Annotated in this window: 13 protein-coding genes, 1 pseudogene and 1 riboswitch; of the genes and pseudogenes, 12 read left to right on the plus strand and 2 right to left on the minus strand. The window is 42.9% G+C overall.

The annotated features are described in order from the left end of the window. The first annotated feature begins 103 nt into the window (after positions 1 to 103). From ACN6MW_RS15980 to ACN6MW_RS16015, 8 genes and pseudogenes are all read left to right on the plus strand, one after another. Positions 104 to 1,090, plus strand: coding sequence for a glycosyltransferase family 4 protein (locus ACN6MW_RS15980; RefSeq protein ID WP_419876221.1), 987 nt, complete (start codon positions 104 to 106; stop codon positions 1,088 to 1,090). 51 nt (positions 1,091 to 1,141) lie between these two features. Further along, complete coding sequence (locus ACN6MW_RS15985) at positions 1,142 to 2,050, plus strand: glycosyltransferase family 2 protein (RefSeq protein ID WP_419876222.1); 909 nt, start codon at positions 1,142 to 1,144, stop codon at positions 2,048 to 2,050. 1,446 nt (positions 2,051 to 3,496) lie between these two features. Beyond that, positions 3,497 to 4,795, plus strand: coding sequence for a lipopolysaccharide biosynthesis protein (locus ACN6MW_RS15990; RefSeq protein ID WP_419876223.1), 1,299 nt, complete (start codon positions 3,497 to 3,499; stop codon positions 4,793 to 4,795). A gap of 398 nt (positions 4,796 to 5,193) precedes the next feature. Next, a complete protein-coding gene (locus ACN6MW_RS15995; protein ID WP_419876224.1) occupies positions 5,194 to 6,189 on the plus strand; it encodes an acyltransferase family protein in 996 nt (331 codons plus the stop codon). Positions 6,190 to 6,220: 31 nt separating this feature from the next. After that, positions 6,221 to 7,108 (plus strand): annotated as a pseudogene (gene galE, locus ACN6MW_RS16000) (UDP-glucose 4-epimerase GalE); the annotation flags it as partial. Between the two features lie 83 nt (positions 7,109 to 7,191). Then, positions 7,192 to 7,275, plus strand: a riboswitch (cyclic di-GMP riboswitch). Between the two features lie 48 nt (positions 7,276 to 7,323). Further along, entirely contained in the window at positions 7,324 to 7,482 is a 159-nt protein-coding gene (locus ACN6MW_RS16005) for a hypothetical protein (RefSeq protein WP_419876225.1), read from the plus strand. A gap of 150 nt (positions 7,483 to 7,632) precedes the next feature. Beyond that, positions 7,633 to 8,352 (plus strand): hypothetical protein, encoded by a 720-nt coding sequence (locus tag ACN6MW_RS16010; protein WP_419876226.1) that lies wholly within the window; start codon positions 7,633 to 7,635, stop codon positions 8,350 to 8,352. A 27-nt stretch (positions 8,353 to 8,379) separates the two neighbouring features. After that, positions 8,380 to 9,303 carry a copper amine oxidase N-terminal domain-containing protein gene (locus tag ACN6MW_RS16015; protein WP_419876227.1) on the plus strand — a complete coding sequence of 308 codons (924 nt, stop codon included), beginning with the start codon at positions 8,380 to 8,382 and terminating at the stop codon, positions 9,301 to 9,303. A gap of 105 nt (positions 9,304 to 9,408) precedes the next feature. Here the strand turns inward: ACN6MW_RS16015 and ACN6MW_RS16020 are convergent, their stop codons facing one another. Continuing rightward, entirely contained in the window at positions 9,409 to 14,577 is a 5,169-nt protein-coding gene (locus ACN6MW_RS16020; protein ID WP_419876228.1) for an S-layer homology domain-containing protein, read from the minus strand. Between the two features lie 151 nt (positions 14,578 to 14,728). On the opposite strand from ACN6MW_RS16020, the gene ACN6MW_RS16025 reads away from it, so the two are divergent. The 4 genes from ACN6MW_RS16025 to ACN6MW_RS16040 all read left to right on the plus strand — a co-directional run bounded on the left by ACN6MW_RS16025 (position 14,729) and on the right by ACN6MW_RS16040 (position 21,028). Beyond that, a complete protein-coding gene (locus tag ACN6MW_RS16025) occupies positions 14,729 to 16,234 on the plus strand; it encodes an alpha/beta fold hydrolase (protein WP_419876229.1) in 1,506 nt (501 codons plus the stop codon). Positions 16,235 to 16,713: 479 nt separating this feature from the next. Continuing rightward, positions 16,714 to 16,989, plus strand: coding sequence for an aspartyl-phosphate phosphatase Spo0E family protein (locus ACN6MW_RS16030; protein ID WP_419876230.1), 276 nt, complete (start codon positions 16,714 to 16,716; stop codon positions 16,987 to 16,989). 370 nt (positions 16,990 to 17,359) lie between these two features. Continuing rightward, positions 17,360 to 17,890, plus strand: a complete 531-nt coding sequence (locus ACN6MW_RS16035; RefSeq protein ID WP_419876231.1) for a VanZ family protein — start codon at positions 17,360 to 17,362, stop codon at positions 17,888 to 17,890. Between the two features lie 120 nt (positions 17,891 to 18,010). Further along, entirely contained in the window at positions 18,011 to 21,028 is a 3,018-nt protein-coding gene (locus ACN6MW_RS16040) for a choice-of-anchor I family protein (protein WP_419876232.1), read from the plus strand. A gap of 120 nt (positions 21,029 to 21,148) precedes the next feature. Here the strand turns inward: ACN6MW_RS16040 and ACN6MW_RS16045 are convergent, their stop codons facing one another. Then, the gene (locus tag ACN6MW_RS16045) at positions 21,149 to 21,607 is read right to left on the minus strand and encodes an SRPBCC family protein (RefSeq protein WP_419876233.1); all 459 of its coding nucleotides are present in this window, start codon (positions 21,605 to 21,607) and stop codon (positions 21,149 to 21,151) included. Positions 21,608 to 22,392: the final 785 nt, after the last annotated feature.

The raw sequence follows: 22,392 nt of genomic DNA on the forward strand, positions 1-22,392 counted from the left end.
ATCAACATATCTACATAGACTTATGGAACTTTTAGTGTTGCTGGGAAGAAATTAAATATTGTTTATATACTAATTTATCATTAAGAAATAGGTGGTGTTTATATTGAGGCTTTTTTTCGTCGGTGATTTTAGGAATAATAATGGGCCTGCTAGTGTAAATAAATCTTTAAAAATATATATGCCAGAAAATACGTTATATTCTGAAGAAGTAACAAAATTGAAAAAAATAATAGAACTCGTTATAAAAACTTTAAAGGCTGATTTGGTTTTGTTCTCTGGTTTAACAAGAATAAATATTATCGGTTTTGTCATTGCCAAAATACTAGGGAAAAAATCGGCGTATCTAATGCATGGAAGTAATGATTTTGAAGGTAAAATAAATAATCTAAGCAATAAGAAGGATGTGGAAATTGAAAAAAAAGTGCTAAGTTTAACACCAAAAATAATATGCGTATCTGAATATTTTATGAATTGGATGATAGAAACATATCCTCAATATAAAAGTAAATTAACATTTGTGAATAATGGAGTAGATTGGGACATGGTGTCTTTAGTTAAATCGATAAAGATAAAGAGAGAACGCAATTGTATATTATCAGTTGGTGGAGGTATGCCAAGAAAAAATATTTTGTCAATTTGCCGGGCTATTGATTATCTAAATAAAGAAAAGGAGAAAAATTTAAAACTTATAGTAATAGGTAAAAACGCTAAAGATACTGAAGCCATAAAATCCTATTCTTTTGTACAATATATTGAGGAAGTAAATAAAGACGAAATGATATTTCATTATAAAAAAGCCCAACTTTTTATACAAAACAGTATTTTTGATACTTTTGGATTAGCTCCAGTCGAGGCTCTTTTGTGCGGTTGTGACCTGCTTATATCAAAGAATGTTGGTTCAAAATCAATAATCTCTGATATTCAAAATAATGACACTATACACGATACACATAGTATATCGGAATTATCTGCTAAAATTGATATGATATTAAAAAAAAGTAATAATAATCGCTTAATAAATAGTATAGATAAAAAAGAAACGACAATTCAAAGTGCAGTAAATAAGTTGTTAGCAATATATGATGTTTAACTATTATAAATTTAATAGAACAAAAACAGGTAAGGAATATAAGGTGAGATTATGTTAACAATTTTTACTCCTACCAAAAATAGAGGATACATTATTCATAAATGCTATGAAAGCTTATGCCGTCAGTCAAATAATGATTTCATTTGGCTTGTTGTTGATGATGGTTCAAATGATAATACTGAGGAAGTAATAAACTCTTTTATTTCTGAAAGAAAAATAGAGATTGTATTTTTGAGACAAAAAAATGGCGGTAAGCACGTTGCACACAATACAGGTGTTTTAAATTGTAAAACTGATATTTTTGTTTGTGTAGACTCGGATGATTATCTATCTGATAATGCAGTTCAGGTGATCTATGATAATTGGAAAGAGGTCGCTGAAGATGATAGTTTGGCAGGAATTTTAGCCTTAAAAGGGGAAATACTTAATAAATCATCGAGGTCTTGCTTGCCAAAAAATATTGAAAGAACTTCAATTATGGATTTATATGAAAAATATAATTTTATAGGTGAAACAATTTTAGTTTTTAAAACAAGTATATTGAAACAATATTTATTTCCTGTCTTCGAAGGAGAAAAATTTGTAACCGAGGCGGTAGTATATGATCAAATAAGTCGGAAGTATAAAATGAAGTTACTAAACAAAATTCTCTACTTATATGAATATTTAGATGACGGATATTCGAAGAATATATTGTCATTTTATAGGGAAAATCCAAAAGGTTATATGTTTTTCTATAAACAAAGAATTGAGTTGGCAAAGGGATTCAAAGAAAATTATAATGCTGTTTCTAGATATATTGCTGCCTTTTTAACAATAAAAGATATAACTTCCTTTAGGAATTGTGAATATAAATTTCTGGGAATAATTTGTATTCCAAATGGAGTTTGGATTTATTTAAAACCTATAATAAAAAAACAACTTATTAAATATAAGTTGATGAAAGATATTAAAAGTTGATCTAGGTTGAGTGATTAAGCATAATTGCCCTACTTTAAGAGAGTAAATAAAACTATAAAATATTTGAAAGTGTAATCAAGATCAAAAATTATTAAAAATGAGGGTGCAGATATTTTTAATTGATTTGATAAGGTAAAACCCTCGAGTCTAGATATTAAATAAATGTTTTGACAGTCTAATTGGGTTGATTGTTTGCAGTCAATAGCTAAGAGTTTTGAGCTCTCAGTGGTTCGATCGTCCAACGGTTTCAACACCCGCACTTGGGCAGAGCGAACGCTATGTGGATTACCATAACGAAGATGAGAAGACTTGACTATCTTAACGTCAATGCTCATTTATGGGATCCATTTGGCTTTCCCGTGCAAAGACTCTTAAGAAAAGTGATTTAACTTTAGTTCTTGGATCAAACTATCACTATCTTATTCCGTCCGACGTGAGGTGCCCGAGGTGCCATATCTTAGTAAAGCACAAATCAGTTCAAGTCCATGGTATGGGTTAGCAAAACCCGGTGGGGTCAAGCACAACACGCTGCAGGAGGTGCATACTGAGCGCGCCCTCTGAGCCCGTCAAATGCGAATGTATGCAAACAAGAGCATTGTTGTCGGCGCGTTTTCAACACTAGGGACGTAACTGCTTGTGACAGGCGGATATCAATTTGAACCTTACTTGCGCCTAGGTGAAGGTGGCACTCACAAGCATGTGTACCTCGTTGAGTTACTTACTGTACGCTACCTTCTATCCCACGCTTGATCGGACTATCGTGATTTGACTGCTTTTGATACGCTATCCAGTTACATGGCATGGCGTACCTGAGTCAGTCTACTTCGCCAACGGCAAACAATTCCGAACGAAAAGCATGACGTGCAGCTGTCTACAACTTGGTATTGTGCTACGCTAAGCCTACGCCACGGAATCTAAGGTGATGCTTGCGCACATTAACCACGTCGTGGATAGCTGCATCAATGAAGTACTGCTTGAAAAACTATTTATGCTGGTACGCCTCCATACCTTGTTCCAAGTATAGCTCACCGAATGCTATCAAATAAAACCGCACTCGTCTCTAGGTGATCAGAGGAGCCAACAAATTGTGTATCAGATTGATGTGAAAGCGTTGTGCTTCGTTGATAAAGCTAGCCTTATGCCTTTGTATCATAGCAAATTGCGAAACTTGGTTGGTGAATAAAGCGGGACACACAATCTTATTTTATTTTTGGTGCAATGGACAACAATCAGAACTTGATGATCACATGGTCTAACGGGTAATCACTGAGGAATTAACTTAATTCTCCTTTTTACACAAGGAGAGGCTCTCCATCGCTTGTGGGCAGCAGTCAGTCAATCCAAGGTCATCAAAAAGGGACTGGTACAAATTATTTGAAACTACACTGTAGATACTTGAATAAGTTGGTGAACTTGGGAAATTCAGTGATTTAAAAGGAGTATTTTATGAAAAGAAAAATATTAATGTTAAGTAAAATGCCGCTTGTCCGTAATGCATCAATATTGGTTACCGGAACTGCTGCAGCACAATTGGTTACCTTTTCATTATCGCCGTTTATTACTCGAATATATGGTCCAGGGGCTTTCGGTGTATTAGCTGTATTTATGGCTATAGTAGGAATTATTACTCCTATTGCTGCATTGACTTACCCGATCTCCATTGTACTCCCTAAAAGTAATAGCGAAGCTAGAGGATTAGTTAGACTTTCTTTGTATATTACAATTTGTATAACGCTACTTGTAAGTGTCATTTTATTAGTCTTTAATCAATTTATTGTTCGTTTTTTTCAAATAGAAGATATTGCATCGTTTTTGTATTTAATTCCTATAGTTATTTTGTGTTCAGGTTTTTTGCAAGTAGTAGAGCAATGGCTTATCCGAACAAAGCAATTCAAAATTACTGCGAAAGTTACTTTTTTACAAAATATTATTATGCAAAGTAGTAAAATAGGTATTGGATTTTTTTATCCAGTGGCTGGAGTATTAATTATTTTTACTGCATTAGGTGAAGGGATTAAGGCCCTTATGATGTTCTTCTTAATTAGGAAAACAGAAGATAAACATTCGAATAATATAGCTGAAGATCAAATACCCATTAAGGAACTTTCTAAAAAATACAAAGACTTTCCACTGTATAGGGCTCCAGAGGTTTTAATAGACGCAATCTCATCAAGTTTACCCTTAATATTGTTAGCAAGTTACTTTGGGCCCAATTCAGCGGGGTATTATTCAATTGGAGGAGCTGTACTCAATATACCATCAGCACTAATTGGTAAATCTATTGGAGATGTATTATATCCTAAGATATCAGATACGGCAAACAATGATGAAAATCTAACAAATCTGATCAAAAAAGCAACTTTAGTGCTTGGGTCTATGGGAATTATCCCATTTGGAGTCTTGATTGTTTTTGGCCCTTGGCTTTTCAGTTTGGTATTTGGGGCAGAATGGGTAACTGCCGGGGAATATGCAAGATGGATGGCTCTATGGATTTTTTGTATGTTTATTAATTTACCTAGTGTTAAGGCATTACCTGTTCTTTCGGCACAGTCATTTCACTTAAAATTTACCATTGCATCATTACTCACACGGATTGTAGCTTTAACTATTGGTTTCTATGTGTTTTCAGACGATTCGATAGCTATTGCTCTCTTTGGAATCACAGGTGCAATACTTAATATAAGTTTAATTTTACTAACACTAAAAAAAAGTAGGAACTTTGATAGCTTACGGATGAATAATTAAAGCCTCTTCATTTTTTCGGGTATTAACAAAAATTCATCGTCACTTTTTTTGATTTAATAAAAAGGAAAACACTTTCAGGAGAAGTATAACTGTTTCCTAAAACAGAAGCGGAATTTGCAGATTTTTTTTGGTCAAAACAAGACTGTAGAATACGATGAACCTGTAAACGACACAACAATTCCAAGTGGCTAAGGATGGATGTTTTGGTCACTAAATGATAGCGGCACTAAAAAAATGCAGACTTTAGAAGGATTGCTAGCCTTTAAGTTCAATACCGAACGTTCTCCATTTCTGATATAGAGCTGTTCAGTAACTAACGTGTCCACCTAAGCGTTTTGTATAGTGAAATTCTCGTTATGTTGTATAATATGTGCGAATAAAGGCAAAGAAGGCGAATTATGAACAACACAATAACGGGGCTCAGAGGCTTGTTGGCATTAATTGTAGTTCTGTTTCACATCTATGGAAGCTCAGTCACAGAGAAGTGGATTAATCCACTTAACGTTTCTTTCATGGACAACATCGGACATGCCTCAGTATCGGTTTTCTTTGTCATCAGTGGCTATCTGATCATTCAGACAATCAAAAGGAAATCTGGAATGCGACACTTTTGGAATGACCGCTTTCTTAGAATATTACCAGTGTTTCTGTGCATTCATTTTCTTGTTTTTATTATAGGCCCTTTGATAAATTATAAATTTTTTGATGGATTGACGGAGGGAGAATACTTTCTGTATTTTTTCGCAAATATGTTGATGATGCCAGGGATTTTTGATTTTCCAATGGCACAAGTTGTAGCTTGGTCACTTAGTTATGAAATGGCATTTTACATTGTTGCTAGCAGTCTATACTTCTCAGTTAAGAATTATAAAAAACTGTATGCAAGCTTGTCGATCTTTCTGGGTATATCCATTATATGGGTTAAACCGTTGACGTTATTCTTCTTGGTAGGTGTTGCTGTATATATCCTTGAGATGAAATTCCCACAGGTAACGAGAAAGAAAGTTATAGTTTACCTGGGGTTGCCTAGCTTTTTAGTTTTCTTCTGGCTGTATGGGGAAAAGCTAAACATCGGCATCTTGTTGTTGCTTACATTCTTCTTCTTTGTCACGATCGTGAAGCAAACCGGCATGTTATCGAAATTGCTTGGAACGAAAACAATGATACATTTAGGACAAATTAGTTATAGTTTGTATTTATGGCACACCTTTGTGATGTTTCCTTTAAAAATGATTATGCACCAATTCAACTTGCCATTTGTCTTCTTCTTCGTATCTTCAATTATTCTCTCAATAATTGTGGCGCATATATCGTATAGAGTGATAGAAGTTGGCATCACAAATCTGATTAAACAAAGACTTACCAAAAAGAAACAAGGATTACTAGAAGCATAATGTACCTTCCCCCCTTATTACGTTTACAAGCTTTTATAACATCGATTTATTAGATAGAGAAAGTCTTGAAGCAGTTTTTATGGAAAATAAGATTGATGCTGTTATTCATTTTGCCGGATTTAAGGCAGTTGGTGAATCAGTTGAATTGCCCCTCAGTTATTATCAGAATAATATCACGGGGACTATTATTCTATGTCAGGTTATGCAGAAATATAGTGTAAAGAAAATGGTCTTCAGCTCTTCGGCTACCGTATATTCTCCTACTACATCTGGGGCGATTTCAGAGGACTCACCTTTTGGGGCCACAAATCCATATGGACGCACAAAATTGATGATTGAAGAAATTCTGCGAGACTTATATGTTTCAGATAATAGCTGGAGTATATCACTCTTACGTTATTTCAACCCAGTGGGCTCACATATCAGTGGTCGAATTGGTGAGGATCCGAACGGCATACCAAATAATTTAACACCTTATATTACACAGGTAGCTGTCCGAAAGCTGAATCAACTTCGTATTTTTGGTGATGACTATCCAACGGCAGATGGCACAGGGGTTAGAGATTATATTCATGTAGCTGATCTAGCCATAGGGCATTTGAAAGCTATAGATAAAGTAATGGTAGGAACGGGTGTTGAAGCCTATAACCTAGGTACAGGTAAAGGATATAGTGTATTAGAGATGGTTCATGCATTTGAACGAGCATCCGGCAGGAGCATACCCTATATTATTGCGGATAGAAGACCTGGTGACGTTGCTATATGCTATGCGGATACCTCTAAGGCAAAAAGAGAACTAGGTTGGGTTGCAGAAAGAGGTATCGAAGAAATGTGTGCTGATGCTTGGCGTTGGCAGTTAAATAATCCAAACGGATATGAAGATGTTGAAGATAAAGTTATAATAGGACAAGGAAGTTAAGTATTGTTTGATACCTTCAACAATCACTATACACCCTCTACATATTTTGTTAATATACCCTTAACAAATCAACCACATAAACCGTACGATAAAGGCAAAACCATTGAAAAGTGGTGACGCAAAGCTAAAGGGGCTTATCTGATGAAGACTGCCAGCCAGCTACCGAATATCGTGCCTCCCGTCGAGGTTTATGTGGAAAAATGGAGGTTCTGTCTATGTTCAAGCGCACTCTGCTCGTACGTGAATGGCATCAGCTTTGTATAGGGTTTCACGAAAAGCTTTGGGAAGGCTGCTTGGATGAAGAGAAGCGTATGGAGATTTATTTGAAAATGGTTTATCACCAAAATAAATTAACGAGTGTCGCGCGCTTATAAGCTATAAGTGGAGTACAGCTTATAGATATTAATTGTATATTCTCAAGCTGATGCCGGTCACGATCAAGCGTCAGCTTATTTTTTTGAAAATATAAGTAAGGAGAATCATAGAGGTCATTGCTTATGCATTAGCCTTATGAAACCAAAACAATGAAAAAAACAAACAAAATTCGATTTATTATTGCCGGCGCCGTTGTGGTTATCGGAATTATTATTTATGGAAGCATGAGCCTGTATTCAAAGTTAAATCAAGTAGATGAGTTAAATGGTCGATTAGAAGAAGCGGCGGAGGTTGATAATGCAGAAGAAACACCAACGAGTACGAATCAGCCCAGCGAACAGCCGAATCAAACATCTGATACAGAGCAGACGCCAGCACCCGAGTCAGTGCTAGTTCCATCAGCTCAGCCGGAGGATGTCATCCGGCCTAGCCCGACCGCAACTTTGACACCAGAACCTGCGTCTAATAACGTAGACAAGGGTCAGAAGTCAGGGGAGGAAATTACTACTGTGGATGAAAAGGCACAGAAGAAAAAAGAGATTGATGCTTCCGTTAATGCTCAGTTGCAGCAGTTGAAGTCCTCTTGTCAGGCAAGCAGCAGCAGCTTAGTGAAGCAAATTGCGAATGAGCTAAGCGATGATAAAGAAGCGACACTTGCGACGATCCAGAGTAAGTACCTGGATAAGGTTTTTTCTGCGGAGGCAGCTTGTGATGTGAAGTTTAATCAATTGATTAGCAATGCTCAGAGCGAATATAAGGCAGCGGATCTAAGCAATCAAGCCATGCCCGATTGGAGCTCGCAATATGAGAACGCAAAAGCTCAGGTAAGAGTTGACGCACTTACTGTTATCGCAAATTCTATTAACTAGCACGCTCTATTAGACTTAGGAGGACTTATGAAAAAGTCACGCATATTATCTATTTTTCTAGCGGTTATGATGCTATCATCAGTACTTGCAACAGCTGCATCGGCTGCGTCAACGACTATTAAGATTAAAACACAGCCGATCAAGCTCACCTTTGACGGACAAGCACTAAAGCTGCCTGATGGTCAATATTCGTTTATTTATGAAGGCCGTACCTATGTTCCGATTCGCTATATCTCTTATGCGCTGCAAAAGTCAGTAAATTGGGATGGCGCGAAGGCATCGGTCTCCGAGCCGACGGAAAAAGAGCTTGCTGTGCTGAAGAAGCAGCTGCAAACGGCTGCTGCGGGCAGCCAAAAGCCTCAAGTGAGCGTGGAAATTTCCATTCAGCCCATTAAAGCGTCTCTTGTTTTTGACGGGAAGGCAGCAGCTTTGCCAGCTGGCCAATCCATTTTTGGTTATAAAGGCTCCATTTATGTGCCGATCCGTTTCTTGTCGGAGTCGGTAGGAACACAAATCGGATATGATCCGGTTACGAAAATGGTTAACGGTGAGTCCGCTGCTTATCGGGCGGAGCAGGGCGGCGTCGTTGTTTTGCCGGGAACGGGTGGCGGAACAGGTAATACGGGAGGTACTGGAGGCGCGGTTAAACAAACCTATGAGCAAATTACTGCAAATGCAGAAGCCAAGCTTGCCGCGCTGAAGGCAAGCTGTCAGGCTACTCTAATGGATATCGGTTTGCAATACCTTGCAGCAAGTGCCGCAGACCAACCGAAGATTAAGGAAAAAGGTCTACAAGAGGTGAACAACTGCTCCGCAAAGTTTGAGGTTATTATGTCAGAAACATCGACTTCGCTGACGACTAACGGCTACAAAACGGATATTATTGCTGAGTATCGTGCAGCTTTCAATGCAGAGCTTGAAGCTGGAAGAGCTATTGCGGAGAGCTTATAATAACAATGGGTTGAATGCTCATCATATCTATAACTAAGCTAGTCAAAAATGTAAAAAGGGACAGCGGAGAAGTCATTGACTTCTCTGCTGTCCCTTTTATTCGTGCTATTGTCCGGTATAAATGCGGTAAATGAGTGCTGCTGCTTCTGCTTTGGTCGTTGTTTGCTTCGGCTTATAGTTGCCATCCTCATATCCTGTAATAAGCTTCTGCTGCTTAAGAAGCGCAACGCCTTCCTTTGCCCATTCGGCAATGGATGAACCATCCTTGAAGCCTTTAAGCTGTTCAATGGTTGTGCTTGTTAGTTTCTTGCTGTTGTAGGCTGTTAGTGCTCTCGACAGGAGCGCAGCAATTTCCTGACGCGTAATTTCAGCCTTTGGTTCAAAGGCTTTCGCCGATTTCCCTTGGATTAAACCTTGTGCATAAGCAACTGCGATTTCATCGTAATACTCGCTGTCCTTCGCTACATCCTTGAACGGCAGGCTGAGACCAGCGCCGTCTAATCCGTAAGAACGGACAAGCCATGCTGCGAATTGTTCGCGTGTAACTTTCTTGCTTGGACCGAAGGCAGCGGTCGGATCAAGTACACCTTTGTTTAGCAGCGTATTGACGGCTGTTGCCGCCCAGTGTGCTGCTGGGATATCGTTGAAGGATTGGCTCGACTTCATGACCGTGTATTTACTGAAATGTCCGCGGTTTACATTGACGGTCTTCGTTACCGGATCATAAAGTCCGCCTACAGGCTCCCAAGTCAACGTTTTTTCATTCAATAGGTAAACGGTAAGGCTTGCCAAATCAGCTTCCGAGTATTTGGACGTATCGATATTGGATACATCAAAGGTTACCGGCATCGGCTTATTGAACGCTTCTACCTTCTTGCCGCCTACGGATGCTTGGAATTCCATAACGGGTATGTTAGCCAATTGCGCTGCCGAAGCTGGTGCAGTAACCGTAAGGTTATGAACAACTTCAGCTGCGAGTGAGATGGTCTGACCGCTTGTAATGCTGCCGAAAGTATCCGGCTCAACAGTGAAGCCGACATTGCCCATAGTAAGTTTCAAGCCCGCTAGACCGCTCTCCTTTACGGCTTGATAGATCTCGGAAGGTAAATCCGCCGCAAGTTTCGTGACGTTCTCGCTTTGTTTTGGAATATTAATTGTTATGACAGGTTTAATGCTTGCCGCTTTGTCTGCTCCGACTGCTCCTGATAGATCCTTCATCGTATCATCCAAAGCTTTCTTCGTCGTTTCCAACTGCAGTCCGATTTGCTTCGTATCAAGGGTAGTCGTTAGCGCATTGCCTTCTACCTTGATATCCTTGCTATCGAGTGTTACGGTTGCTGCTTTCTCAACCGCTTTCTTGCTGAGCTCAACGAGCGAATTCTTGAGCGCATCAATCTGAACTGCATCCACGCTGCCTAGATTTTGTAAAACGGAAGCTGTGTCCTTGATAATTGATTTGGCAAGCTCAATTGCCTTTGGCCCATTCTCGACCTGTTCAAATGCGTATTTGGTGTTGTTCACCATTTCTGTGATGGATGAGGCTACCTTAGCTTTCTCATCTGCTGATTGCATGGATTCTAGCAGCTTGGATGCTGAAGCAAGCGTAGCCGATATGTTCTGTACCGACTTCTCAGCTTCTTTGCTGTCCTTAACGTCTTTCACTGCGCCTAGAAGGCTGTTAATGAGGTCTGACGCTTTGTCTGCTTTTTCTTTATCAGGCTTGCTAGGATCTAGCAGATCCTGAAGCCCTTTGTCGACACTTGCGGGCGTTGGACTTGGAGCAGGGATTATTCCTGATCCAGAGCCCGGCGGTGTACCCGGTGTTGGCGGTGTTTCTGGATCTGTACCTGGATTTGTAACCTCTTCTCCAAGCGTGCTTACTTTAATCGTCTTGTCTATCGTATAGGTCTTGCCTTCAATTGTGACAGATGCCGTAACGGTATATTCACCATCTTCTTCGACATATACCCACTCAGGAAGGTAAGGGGAATCTGTACTATCTTGAATGACTGTGCCGCTGTCGTTTTTAACGATTAGCTTGGAAGCTTCAGGCGCAACATTCTTTGACCCAATGCTCCAGCTATAGTTAAATATGACGAGCTCCGGAATGCTGTACTGATGAATCTCATCGCCGTTCTCATTAACTAATCCTAGCCTGATCCATCTTTGATCTGCTGGGACTGTTATGTTACCCGATTGGTCTAGTCCAAATATGTCGAGACCTTTCAGGCTAGATGCTGTGATATCCGTTTGCGTACCTGCCTTCAGCTCATCCTTCGTAAAGTGTACGTCATATTGATATTCCTTCGAGCCATCAAAGCTGTTTATCGAGATGGCTACGTTGCCCGGCGTCAAACTGACGAAGTTATCGTTATAATGAACATAGCCTCTCAGCTTGGTTTGCTTATCTGAAATATAGGCAACGGAGTTAATGGTGGCGTCGCCAAGTACCTTTACTCGAGCGAGGGAACTTGAATCGCTTGGAATATCAAGGGTATTCACATCCTGGTTCAGCTCAACATTTTCCAAATAAATAATGTTCCCGTCTAACGTTCTGGCTACAATGTTATAAGTGCCCTTCGTTGCATAAAAAAGGTTCTGATCTCCCTCGTTGTCGTCAATGAGATAAGGCACATATTCGGCTCCGGAAAGATCCTTGCGTGCGATGGTTACTTCGTCCATTCGTTTGGTTAAATTGACGGTGGATACCTGCTGCAGTGGCTGCCTTGCATCCAACACTACATTGTAATCTTTGCCCGGCTCCGTCTTTAGGGTGCCCAGCATATAATAGCCGAATGGTGAGCCGCTATTGGTACTGTACATGTTCACGCTGCGGATGAAATCGATGTTCACTACCGAAGGAGAAGGAACGATCATGTAGCTTACGGTTTCATCATCGTATATCGAATCCTGCTGCTTATGAATCGTGTCACCGGCTTGAATGGTAGCATGTACATAAGCATTCTTCATCGGTACACCGCCAGCTGTGTTAAGCTTGTCGCTTGTTTCAGGCTTATCGAGCCCAGATACACGAATAATGGCTTGGTTTTCTGGGTTAATGGCCATAAGATCAATGGTTTTGTCCAAATAACCGGCTTTGCTGAATGTAAGTTCGTTATGTCCACCAGCATACAGCTCTGAGAGGGTGATGAGTCCGCCTGCATCTGATTTGTTTTTCAATGTCTCTCCGTATAGAGCGACGGATACCCCTTCAACTGGAGAGCCCACTTTGCCTGATACATGTTCACGCACGGTGATGGACAGGTTATTGATTTCAGTACCCGTGAGATAAGGCTTGTTGACCATATCAATGAGAACACCGTTCTGATTACGAATTTCCAGATCAAATTCATGCTTTGGTAAAACCGTAAAGGTTGTGCTGTTTCGCTCTATCCAATCATTTTGATTGTCTTTTAGCATTATTTTAATCGTATAAGTGCCCGTTTCCGTAGGACGGAATTCGTTGGTGTAGACTTGATTTAACTTTCCGTCCTGCTTGGAGCTGTACCAATTCAAGTAGTTATTCTCAAGATAAGTCTCATCATTTTTCAAAATGATTGTCTTCATCTCGCTCATACGGTCAATGGTTTGACCATTGTCGTCCTTTAATAGCGCTTCAAGCTTAAAGGTTTCACCCAGAATAAGCTCGGAGCGCAGCTCTTTGCCGGTTTGCTTTTCTACGCCTGCAGTCACATCGACAGTAATGTTCATGCCGGCCTTGAATGAATAGATATCAGCCGTCGGGATGAAGTCGGAAGTGAGTATAGCCTCATCGCCGTTGCTGTTAATGGCAGCGTTCAGCTTATAGACTTGTTTGTTCTTCTCTACATATAATTGCTTGTTGGCTGCAAGTTTGATCAGCAGCTCATGATAGTTGTATCTATCATTCAAATAGGCAACACGTAAGGAGGCTTCGCCTGCCGTGTTTTTGTAATCGGCAGCGACGTTCAGCGCTGAGAATGCATTTGAACTGAGGTTATCGGAAAACACATGAATAGCTTGATTTGTCTGTAGTACATTTTTCACGACAGTCTTATCGCCGTTAGGGAGAACAAGCACAGCCATAAATTGATAAGCTTTTCCCTTTGCGACGTAGAGTGTATCTACATTAGATAGGGGTTCGTAATTTTGACGGTAGACTTGCTTGAAGCCGCTGTTATCAATGAGGCTAAGCGATTCAACGCTAACAGGCTGATTGTCCCATTTATAATCGAAGGATTGTTTGCTGTATGCGGCAGCATTGAGAACGATCGTTTTGCGCTGATCGCCTGCTGCTGGCATGAATTCATCATTGCTTAAGCTATACAAATAAGTATCGTTACCGGATGGCGGCTTGATATTAATCTGGTGGTCGCCAAATTTTCCATCCGTAATGTAAACCGTAACGCTCTGAGTTGAAAATTGCTCGCGATAGCCTTGGCTGTTATTAAACGAGCTTTGGTAGCTTGTTCCTGTAAACAGTTTACTGTCCTTGTCCAAAAAGCGGAGTTCGGCTACCTTGGAATTCGGGTAACGGTTATCCAGGACATCTTGTACATAAACGGTCCCAACCGTATAAGAGTCTGTGTTCAGATCCACCCGCAAGAAGAGAACAGGATCGAGATTGTTAATAGGGATACCTCCCTGGCCTACCAGTACAATCTGTCCATTTGCATCCGTCGTCAGATTAGCGCCGCTGCCGTAACGCTGATAGGCTATGTTAACTGCCTTGCCTGCAACAGGTTTACCATATTCATTAAGTACAGTTACGATAACCTTTTCGTCATCCGAACGGATGGTATCATTGACGGCGACAGAGGAATCGGATGTGCCTTTGGCCGTACGCTCAACCTTAAAGCTGTAGCTGGAGGGCAAAATATTCACTGTCTGCTCCCAATTAAGAGGCTTTACGTCACTATGGAAAGCAGCCTTAAGCGTATAAGCTGAGCCAGGCTTCAGGCCTGTAAAGGCTAGCCCGGTGAATGGGATGGAGTACGTCGAGCCGGAAACGGTGATTTCGTTCTCCGGTATTGGCATTGTAATGGCCGGAGCTACTTCCGAATTCGAAGCGTCCACTAACGTAAACTCGATCGACTTACCCCCGATCATGTAAGCGATGTCCTCTTGTGCGACATCGATTGTGCTTTTTAGTACGACATTCTTGGATCCGTCCTGCTGCGCAGCTGTTGAGATGACGTCTACGGAGCTTGCTGCCATAGCGGTAAAAGCATTGCCTAACGCTAGAAGCATGGTCATCAACAGCAATAAGCTGCGTTTGAACATCTTGTTTTTCATGTTTTTTAGCCTCTCCTTACCTCAAATTGTTGGGGAATGTAAAAAAAATACTTATTTGCTTGTGAAACCCCTACTATAGTACCAAATTTTGCATTACACTATCATTACAACTTATCCTAAAATCATACAATAGTGACAATGCAGGGGGTCTATGGGCATATTTAATTTGTTATATCACATCGATCGTTGTACTTTTAACCCGGATGCGGAAGCCGTTGTGCTCTTGCATGGACTAGGTCTGAATGCTCAAACCTGGGAACCGCTCGTTGCTTTACTTACCGAACGGTACCATGTGGTGCGTTATGATTTGCGCGGGCATGGTCAATGCCCACATGATGGCTCTGAATTAACTTGGGAGCTGCTTTGCGAAGACCTCGACATCCTTTTTAATGAATGCGGCTTAGCGGAAGCGCATGTAGTTGGGCATGGACTTGGTGGCAATCTAGCTGCCAGGTATGGAGTAAGTCGTCCGGAGCGAATCAAGACGTTCGTGCTCATATCGACGTTCGGGTTTTATCTTCCAGAGGTCTTTGAGCGCTCTGTTCGCATACGCCGAGGCTACGCTGGCAACGGGGAATTGGAGGTGCTGGCCGAGCACATGGCTAGCCAAGTAACCTGTCTGCCTCAGAGCAGGGAAGAAGCGTTATGGATAAAGGAGGCCTACTTACGATGCGACAAGAAAGTTTACTTTCAGTTATTAGAACTCTTTACAGCCTTCAATCCCTTGAATGACCTATCTGCGATTAATAAGCCATGCTTGGTTATGGCAGGAGATAAAGATACATTCTACCCGTCATATATGTCAAAGATCACGGCGCAGTTTATTCAGAATGCTCTTTCGGTGACGGTGCCAGACGCGGCAAATATGCTGTTTATTGATAATCCTGTCTATACCGCTCAAAAGATATTTGGTTTCCTATCCAATCCTTTGAGCGTCAGCGATATGGCCTGTGTTGGCAATCCGCAGCTAGGGATTATGAGCAGCGACGTCATTGAGGCGTTCGGCAATATATATATGAAATCCACAAGCAAAGAAGTGCTGCTTCGAGTCGAACTAATGGGTTCATTCCAGATTTTCGTAAATGGGAAGAAAATGCAGAGCGGCTGGCAGCAGAGAAATGCGAAGAGGTTACTTGTGTATTTGGTGTTTCATCCAAATGCCGCTCGCGAACAAATTTGCGATGCATTATGGCCAGTGGCTGAGGCAAGCAAAGCCAGCAATCTGCTGAGGGTTAGCCTCAATCATTTGAAAGCTCTATTCGAGTCGGCAGGAGTGAGTCCTATTATAGCAGATCGCAAGCATGTCAAATTGAATGCGGAAGTAGAATGCGATATGCTGGATTGGATTCGTTTGCTTCATGAGGCTCGTTCGGAAGAGAACCCATTAAAGAAAATGAATCTTGTCAAAGAATTGCTGAACTATCCAGTAGAGCAGCTGCTTTCCGGCTTGTACGATAACTGGGTGCTGCAGGAACGGAGCCGGCTGGAATACATACTGTTGGAGCTTGTTGAATCGTTGACGGACAGCTACAAGAAAGAAGGCGACCATGCAGCGGCTTGCCAAATCATGAAAAGGCTGCAAAATATATTTGGCGAGGAAATGCCTGCGGATGTTGAAGCTCATGCATTTTCTAAGGAAGAGGCGGCGTTTCATTAGTAGAACATAAAAACAAAAAGGCCCATGAAGGAATTCAAGTAATGGTAATGAATTGTAAAAAAATCTTGTCATTTAGCTAGTAACCCCCTACCACAGAACTAAAATATCCATTACACTATCAATACAAACTATCCGTATTCATATAGTAGTGACAATTTAGAGGGGCTTTGGTCGTATTTAATTTGTTCTAACCATTCGATAGATGTACTTCGAACCTATTTGCTGAATTCGTAGTACTCATACATAGATTAGGTCTGAATGCTCAACCTGGGAACCGCTTGTCTTATTGCTAATCGAACGATATCAAGTATTGCGATATGATTTGCTCGGACACGTTAAAAGCTTGAATGATGGTACTGAAATAACGTGAGAGCTGCTTTGCAAAGCCCTCGTCGCTCTGTATTACGAATGTGGTATTGAGAAAGCGCATATGATGGGTCATGGCTTTAACGAGGCCTTTAACTTAAATAACGAGAATAATGGGCTACCTTAGAGAGGAGGAAATAATCATTAATAGAGATATTTTCCATCAAAAAATCAAGCTAGAGCAGACGATAGAGTTGTTGCGGCAGGAAATGGTTGATAAGCTATTAATGAGCCAATCCTACCAAACTGATGAGGTGTTAGGGGCCAGTCAAGCGCTGGATCGAATTCTTAATTGCTATGACTGCGTGCGGTATGAAAAAGAATGCGGAAACGAAGCGAATTGTGCATATACGGCCTATGTTGAAAGCTCCGAGCTTTACCAGCGCTAAAATCAACTATTTAAAAACACGCTTCCGTTTATTATTTTTGAATTTATACCAAAAGTGACCATGCTCATCCTTGAATATTCGTATGCCGAGTATCTTTAATGGAGTAGATAGCTCGGTAAACATTAAATAGCTGGACATAGATATCGCCTCGTTTCGCTTCTTTTTTTGCTATAATACCAAACATTACGATTATTGACTACAGTAAATTGGGACTTTTATACTATTTTTATTTGGAGTGGCTGACTCGCTTAGGCGTACAACCACTCTTTGGTTTTTCTGCGCATAGCCTCTTTTCGCAAACTTTGTTTACGCGTTTTTTTTAAAGTATGATAGAGAGATAGAAACGCGCTATGCAGGAGGTGCAAGATGTTTGAATAAATCAAAAAGCTGGCTGCCAGCTATGTTTTGGGGAATCGTATTAGCCGGATGGCTAAGCTTGTTGTTCATGTTCTCGTCGCAGTCGTATGATGAGCAGAGCATTCAGCCTTTTTTGCGAACCCATTTTAATTATTACCAGCTTAAGGGCTGGCTGCCGGACATGACAATTACATACCGTACGACTGTCATACATTCGCAAGAGGATCCATATCGCTTTATCGAGTTTCTGTTTCGTAAGGGCGCTCATTTGTTTGTATATGCGACATTTGCGGCGATGCTGTTTATGTTTCTGCGTGCGCTAACCCGGGGACGCTGGTTTCTTTCTATAGTGATTACGCTCTTGGTCGCGATCGCTGTGCCGGCTATGGACGAGTGGAACCAGCTGGGCTCGGATGAAAGAACGGGAAACGCGACGGATGTTGTGCTTGATTTTGCAGGGGGCTGCGCGGGCTTGCTTGTCTGTTTGTGTTTATTAGGCGTAATTAAGCTCCTGAGAAGAAACAGGCGATCCGCTCGGCGGTAATATTTTACAATATCTAAATGAATTGGTTACATGCTCTTAATACTCCTTCTGTATGATTTAGCTTGGCCACGCATCACAGCGGTGATATGAGGTACATGCTCGATTTCAGGGGGAAATAAAGTGAGCTTCAAACGTAAAAATACACGCAAATCGTTCCAAGCCCTTATAGCCGGATTGCTTATGATCTCTTGTATCGCTCCGTACAAGGCGGTATCCGCGGAGGAAACGGAGGCAGCGGCCTTTGAAATGAAGAAAATTGCGGGTTACGCCAGCGGTGCGGCTTTTGATTCGGGCGGAACCGAAATCGTTGCGTACGACTGGACAGGCCAACGCGCTTATTCGACCAACTCAGCCGAGAAGGCTATCGATATTATTGATTTATCCAAAATAGGCACAGAAGAAAATATTCAACGTTTGGACCGTGTAACGGTATCCGAGTTTAATATTGCGGGCTTTACGCCCGACGGCATTACGAGCGTCGCGGTGCATCCTTCCGGGCAATACATCGCTGCATCGGTTCCATCGGTGCCGCGTACGGACAACGGCAAAATCGTGTTCATGGATTTGAACGGAAACCCGCTTAGCTCGGTAACGGTAGGCGCGCTGCCGGATATGATTACATTCACGCCTGACGGGAAGCAGCTGCTGGTAGCCAACGAAGGAGAGCCGGCAACGGATTATTCGGTCGATCCGGAGGGTTCGGTGTCGATTGTAGACGTATCGGGCGCGATTAGCTCATTGACCGACGCGAACGTAACGACGGCTGGCTTCGGCGAAGTGACGATTCCAGCAGATGTGCGGGTATTCGATGGCTTGCCGGCAGCTTCGACTAAATTCCCGAGTGTAGCGCCGTCGACGCCTGCTCAGCATTTTGAACCGGAATTTATTACGGTTTCGTCGGACAGCAAACTGGCTTATGTTTCTCTGCAGGAGAACAATGCGCTCGGGGTGCTGGATCTGGCGACGAAGCAGGTTACGGAGATCCGCTCGTTCGGTTATAAGGATCATTCCTTGCCGGGCAATGGCATCGATGCTTCCGATAGAGACAGCGCTGACAGAAAATCGGGCATCATTGACATCAAGTCTGTACCTGTTCTCGGCATGTATATGCCTGACGGCATGGCGATGATGGAAAGCGGCGGCAAATCCTATATTTTGACCGCGAACGAGGGTGATATCCGCGAGTATGATGCCTATACCGAAGTGGAGCGCGTAAGCAAACGAAGCAGCAAGATTGCGCTCGATGCGCAGTTTTATAAGGGCTATGCCGATCAAGCGCAGCTGGATACCACGCTGACAGACGGTACGTTCTCGGATGACGGCAAGCTCGGCCGCCTAAATGTAACGACCGCAAGCGGTTGGAATACGGAAACGTCCAAATATGACCGCCTGTTCGCTTTTGGCGCGCGCTCCTTCTCCATATGGGATGCGGCGACCGGCGCGCAGGTATTTGACAGCGGAGACGACTTCGAGCAGGTGACAGCAGGTCTGAACCCTGACTATTTTAACGTGTCGAACAGCAACAATACAAAGGACAACCGCAGTGACGATAAGGGTCCGGAGCCCGAGTACGTAGAGGTTGGCAAAATTGGCAACCAGACCTTCGCGTTCATCGGACTTGAACGCACCAGCGGTATCATGGTTTACGATATTACGAATCCAGCGGATGTTAAGTATGTTTCGTTCATCACTAGCCGCGATTTCACGGCTGGAGCTGCGGCGGAGCCGGAAGGGGATGTTGCGCCGGAGGGCTTGAAATTCGTGCCTGCTGCCAAGAGTCCGACAGGCAAGCCGCTGCTGCTTGCTGCGCATGAAGTATCGGGTACGATTGCGGTTTATGAAATTACGAGTCCGGCAGAGCCGGTCGTAACGCCTTCTCCGACACCTACGCCAGCGCCGACTTCCCCTCCGACGGGACCGGTCACGACGCCTTCTCCGACGCCTACGGCTGCGGCGGCGACAGAGCCAAGAGAGGTTGCGGTAACGGCTGATCAATTCGCGAAGCAATTAAGCGGTTTAGCAGCAGGCTCGGATGAGCTGAAGCTGGATGCGGGCAAGCTGGACGCTGCAGGCGTTGCGGTTTTGCTGCCGGCATCCTTGAAGGAAGCAGCGAAGTCGCATCAAAAGCTGGTCCTTGTCGTGCAAGGCAGCACAGCAACCTATGAACTTCCACTTGCAGCTGTCAAATGGGATGAGCTTAGCCAATCGCTCGGCACGGAAGCTTTTACGCTGCGTCTGGAGATGAAGCCTGCCGTGAAAGCGGTTAGCGGCGCGATCGAACAGGCAGCAAACGAGCAAGGCGTGAAGCAGCTCGGGTCTGCGCTGGAGTTCTCGCTTATCGCAGAGAGCTCCGCTGGCAAGACGGTAAGCATCACATCCTTCGGCGGCACCTATGTGCAGCGGAGCATGACGGTATCGGGTACGGTAAACGCGGAGCAGGCAACGGCTGTCCGTTATGATGACGCAGCGGATCAGCTTGCCTTCGTGCCGTCGCTGTTTACGCAAGGAGCAGAAGGAACCACGCAAGCGGTGATTAAGCGTACGGGGAATAGCTCGTATGCAATCGTAAGCGGAAGCAAAACGTTCGGGGACGTGCAAACGCACTGGGCGAAGAGCGCGATCGAATCGCTCGCTTCCAAGCTTATCGTTAGCGGCGTGGATGCTGAGCGTTTCCTGCCTAACCAGTCGATTACGCGCGCTGAATTCACGGCATTGATTGTACGTTCGCTTGGAATTAACGAAGCGTCTGGGAGTGCGGCATTCTCCGATGTGAACAGCAACAAATGGTATGCCGGGGCAGTTGGCACAGCGGTTCAAGCGGGATTGGTAAGCGGCTACGAGGATGGCAGCTTCCGCCCAAGCGAGCGGATATCGCGTCAGGAAATCGCGGTTATCGTGATGAAGGCTGTAAGCTTCGCAGGCGTGAACGCTGCGGCGAGCGGCAATGATTCGCTGGCGGCCTTCGCGGATGCGTCCCAAATTGCGGATTGGGCGAAGCAAGCCGTATCTAGTGCGGCAGAGGCGAAAATCGTGGAAGGCTCAGAAGGAGGCCGATTCGCGCCTTCCGCATCCGCGACGCGGGCGGAAGCGGTAACGATGCTGCAAAGAATGCTGAAGCATGTGAAATTTATCAACTAAGTGGGGAGCTAAAGGGCTGTCGTTCAGCTGTGAAGACAGCGGAGCGACAGCCCTTTTTTTTGTGCGCGGGAGATGCGGTTACATTTTTGGCGTCAGGGGTGGATCGGGCTGTCCTTTCGTTTATACGGTGATTGGCGGGAGAGTGCGTCCGGTTTCAAGCAAGCTTTTTAAATTGCTCAGGATGGCCGGCCAGCCGTTGTTAAAGCCGTAAAATCCTTCTTTTTCATCACAGAAATCAGCAGGCAGCAAATGGTCCTGCTTGAGCGTGAGCTTCACAATAGAAGCCATGGGCTGCAGCTCAAAAGTTACGACCGGAGCGGTTTGGCGCAAGGTTTTATCCTCCAGCCAGCTGAAGGTGTAGGAAAGATAACGATAGGGCTCTATCTTCAGTACTTTTCCTTGATCTACCGCCGTCCCATTCCCATCTAAAAATGAAACATCCGAACCTTCCGTCCAGTCCGACCGGACCTCGCGCCCGAACCAATATTTTTTCGTTTGGCTGCCGTCCGTAAGAGCTTCCCACAGTTGCTCGGGAGTCGAAGCGATATAGATCACATAAACGAAAGTCGAGTCAGACATCGTATTCCTCCTCAGGAGTTAACTACCTTATGTAAGTACATGATTTTACAGACAGTTAAACGGATAATAAAGACCACATATTAAGCAATGTGGTCTTTATTATTTCCATGCAATAATTGGGATTTTCTTTTCTTAATACATCTATCGAGAATAATTGATATTAGTTCGAGTTGTTCGATACTAGCGACTTTTAAAAAATATCGTATGATTCTCCGAATATGTATATGTTGCAATCTTATTGTCTTCACGTAAGCCATCCTTTACAGTTAAACTAGTTCACGGCTATTATACTAGTTTCTCCGAGGGGAATCTGTCGCAACGTGTCGAAGGTATTATAAAGAAACAATTAAGCCTACGATATACGTAAAACAATTCGGGAGATACTATACAAAAATGAAAAACGGAGCGATGGCGAATATGTCGTCTGCTCCGTTTTGTGTTGCGCTTTTATATGGAGAGATCTCTCTATGACCCAGTTACGAACACGGAGTAGATTCAACTAAGTTCTTTTAAGAGGCCGTCTTGCTTTAGATCCAATTTTTATCCACATTTCTCCTTCATTATCGCGGTAAAAACGGATACTTATCAATTTCAACGGAGACCATACTTCTTTAAAATAATAATATGGCATTTAATCTACCTCCTCCGGTATATAAGACAAATTATAGGAGGTTAACTGAGCATAAGCTGTCATAAACTGTCGATGGTAATAAAAAATTTAACTTACTATATCATTTGCACGAAAAGCGTATTAATAAATAGAAGATACTACACTTAAGGGGGGC

Source organism: Pristimantibacillus sp. PTI5, from assembly GCF_048572955.1.
Classification (GTDB): Bacteria; Bacillota; Bacilli; order Paenibacillales; family Paenibacillaceae; genus Pristimantibacillus.

Excerpts from the sequence above, each read along its gene's own strand:
- ACN6MW_RS15985 (WP_419876222.1), top strand. The coding sequence starts at position 1,142 with ATGTTAACAATTTTTACTCCTACCAAAAATAGAGGATACATTATTCAT.
- ACN6MW_RS15990 (WP_419876223.1), top strand. The coding sequence starts at position 3,497 with ATGAAAAGAAAAATATTAATGTTAAGTAAAATGCCGCTTGTCCGTAAT.
- ACN6MW_RS15995 (WP_419876224.1), top strand. The coding sequence starts at position 5,194 with ATGAACAACACAATAACGGGGCTCAGAGGCTTGTTGGCATTAATTGTA.
- ACN6MW_RS16005 (WP_419876225.1), top strand. The coding sequence starts at position 7,324 with ATGTTCAAGCGCACTCTGCTCGTACGTGAATGGCATCAGCTTTGTATA.
- ACN6MW_RS16010 (WP_419876226.1), top strand. The coding sequence starts at position 7,633 with ATGAAAAAAACAAACAAAATTCGATTTATTATTGCCGGCGCCGTTGTG.
- ACN6MW_RS16015 (WP_419876227.1), top strand. The coding sequence starts at position 8,380 with ATGAAAAAGTCACGCATATTATCTATTTTTCTAGCGGTTATGATGCTA.
- ACN6MW_RS16020 (WP_419876228.1), bottom strand. The coding sequence starts at position 14,577 with ATGAAAAACAAGATGTTCAAACGCAGCTTATTGCTGTTGATGACCATG.
- ACN6MW_RS16025 (WP_419876229.1), top strand. The coding sequence starts at position 14,729 with ATGGGCATATTTAATTTGTTATATCACATCGATCGTTGTACTTTTAAC.
- ACN6MW_RS16030 (WP_419876230.1), top strand. The coding sequence starts at position 16,714 with ATGGGCTACCTTAGAGAGGAGGAAATAATCATTAATAGAGATATTTTC.
- ACN6MW_RS16045 (WP_419876233.1), bottom strand. The coding sequence starts at position 21,607 with ATGTCTGACTCGACTTTCGTTTATGTGATCTATATCGCTTCGACTCCC.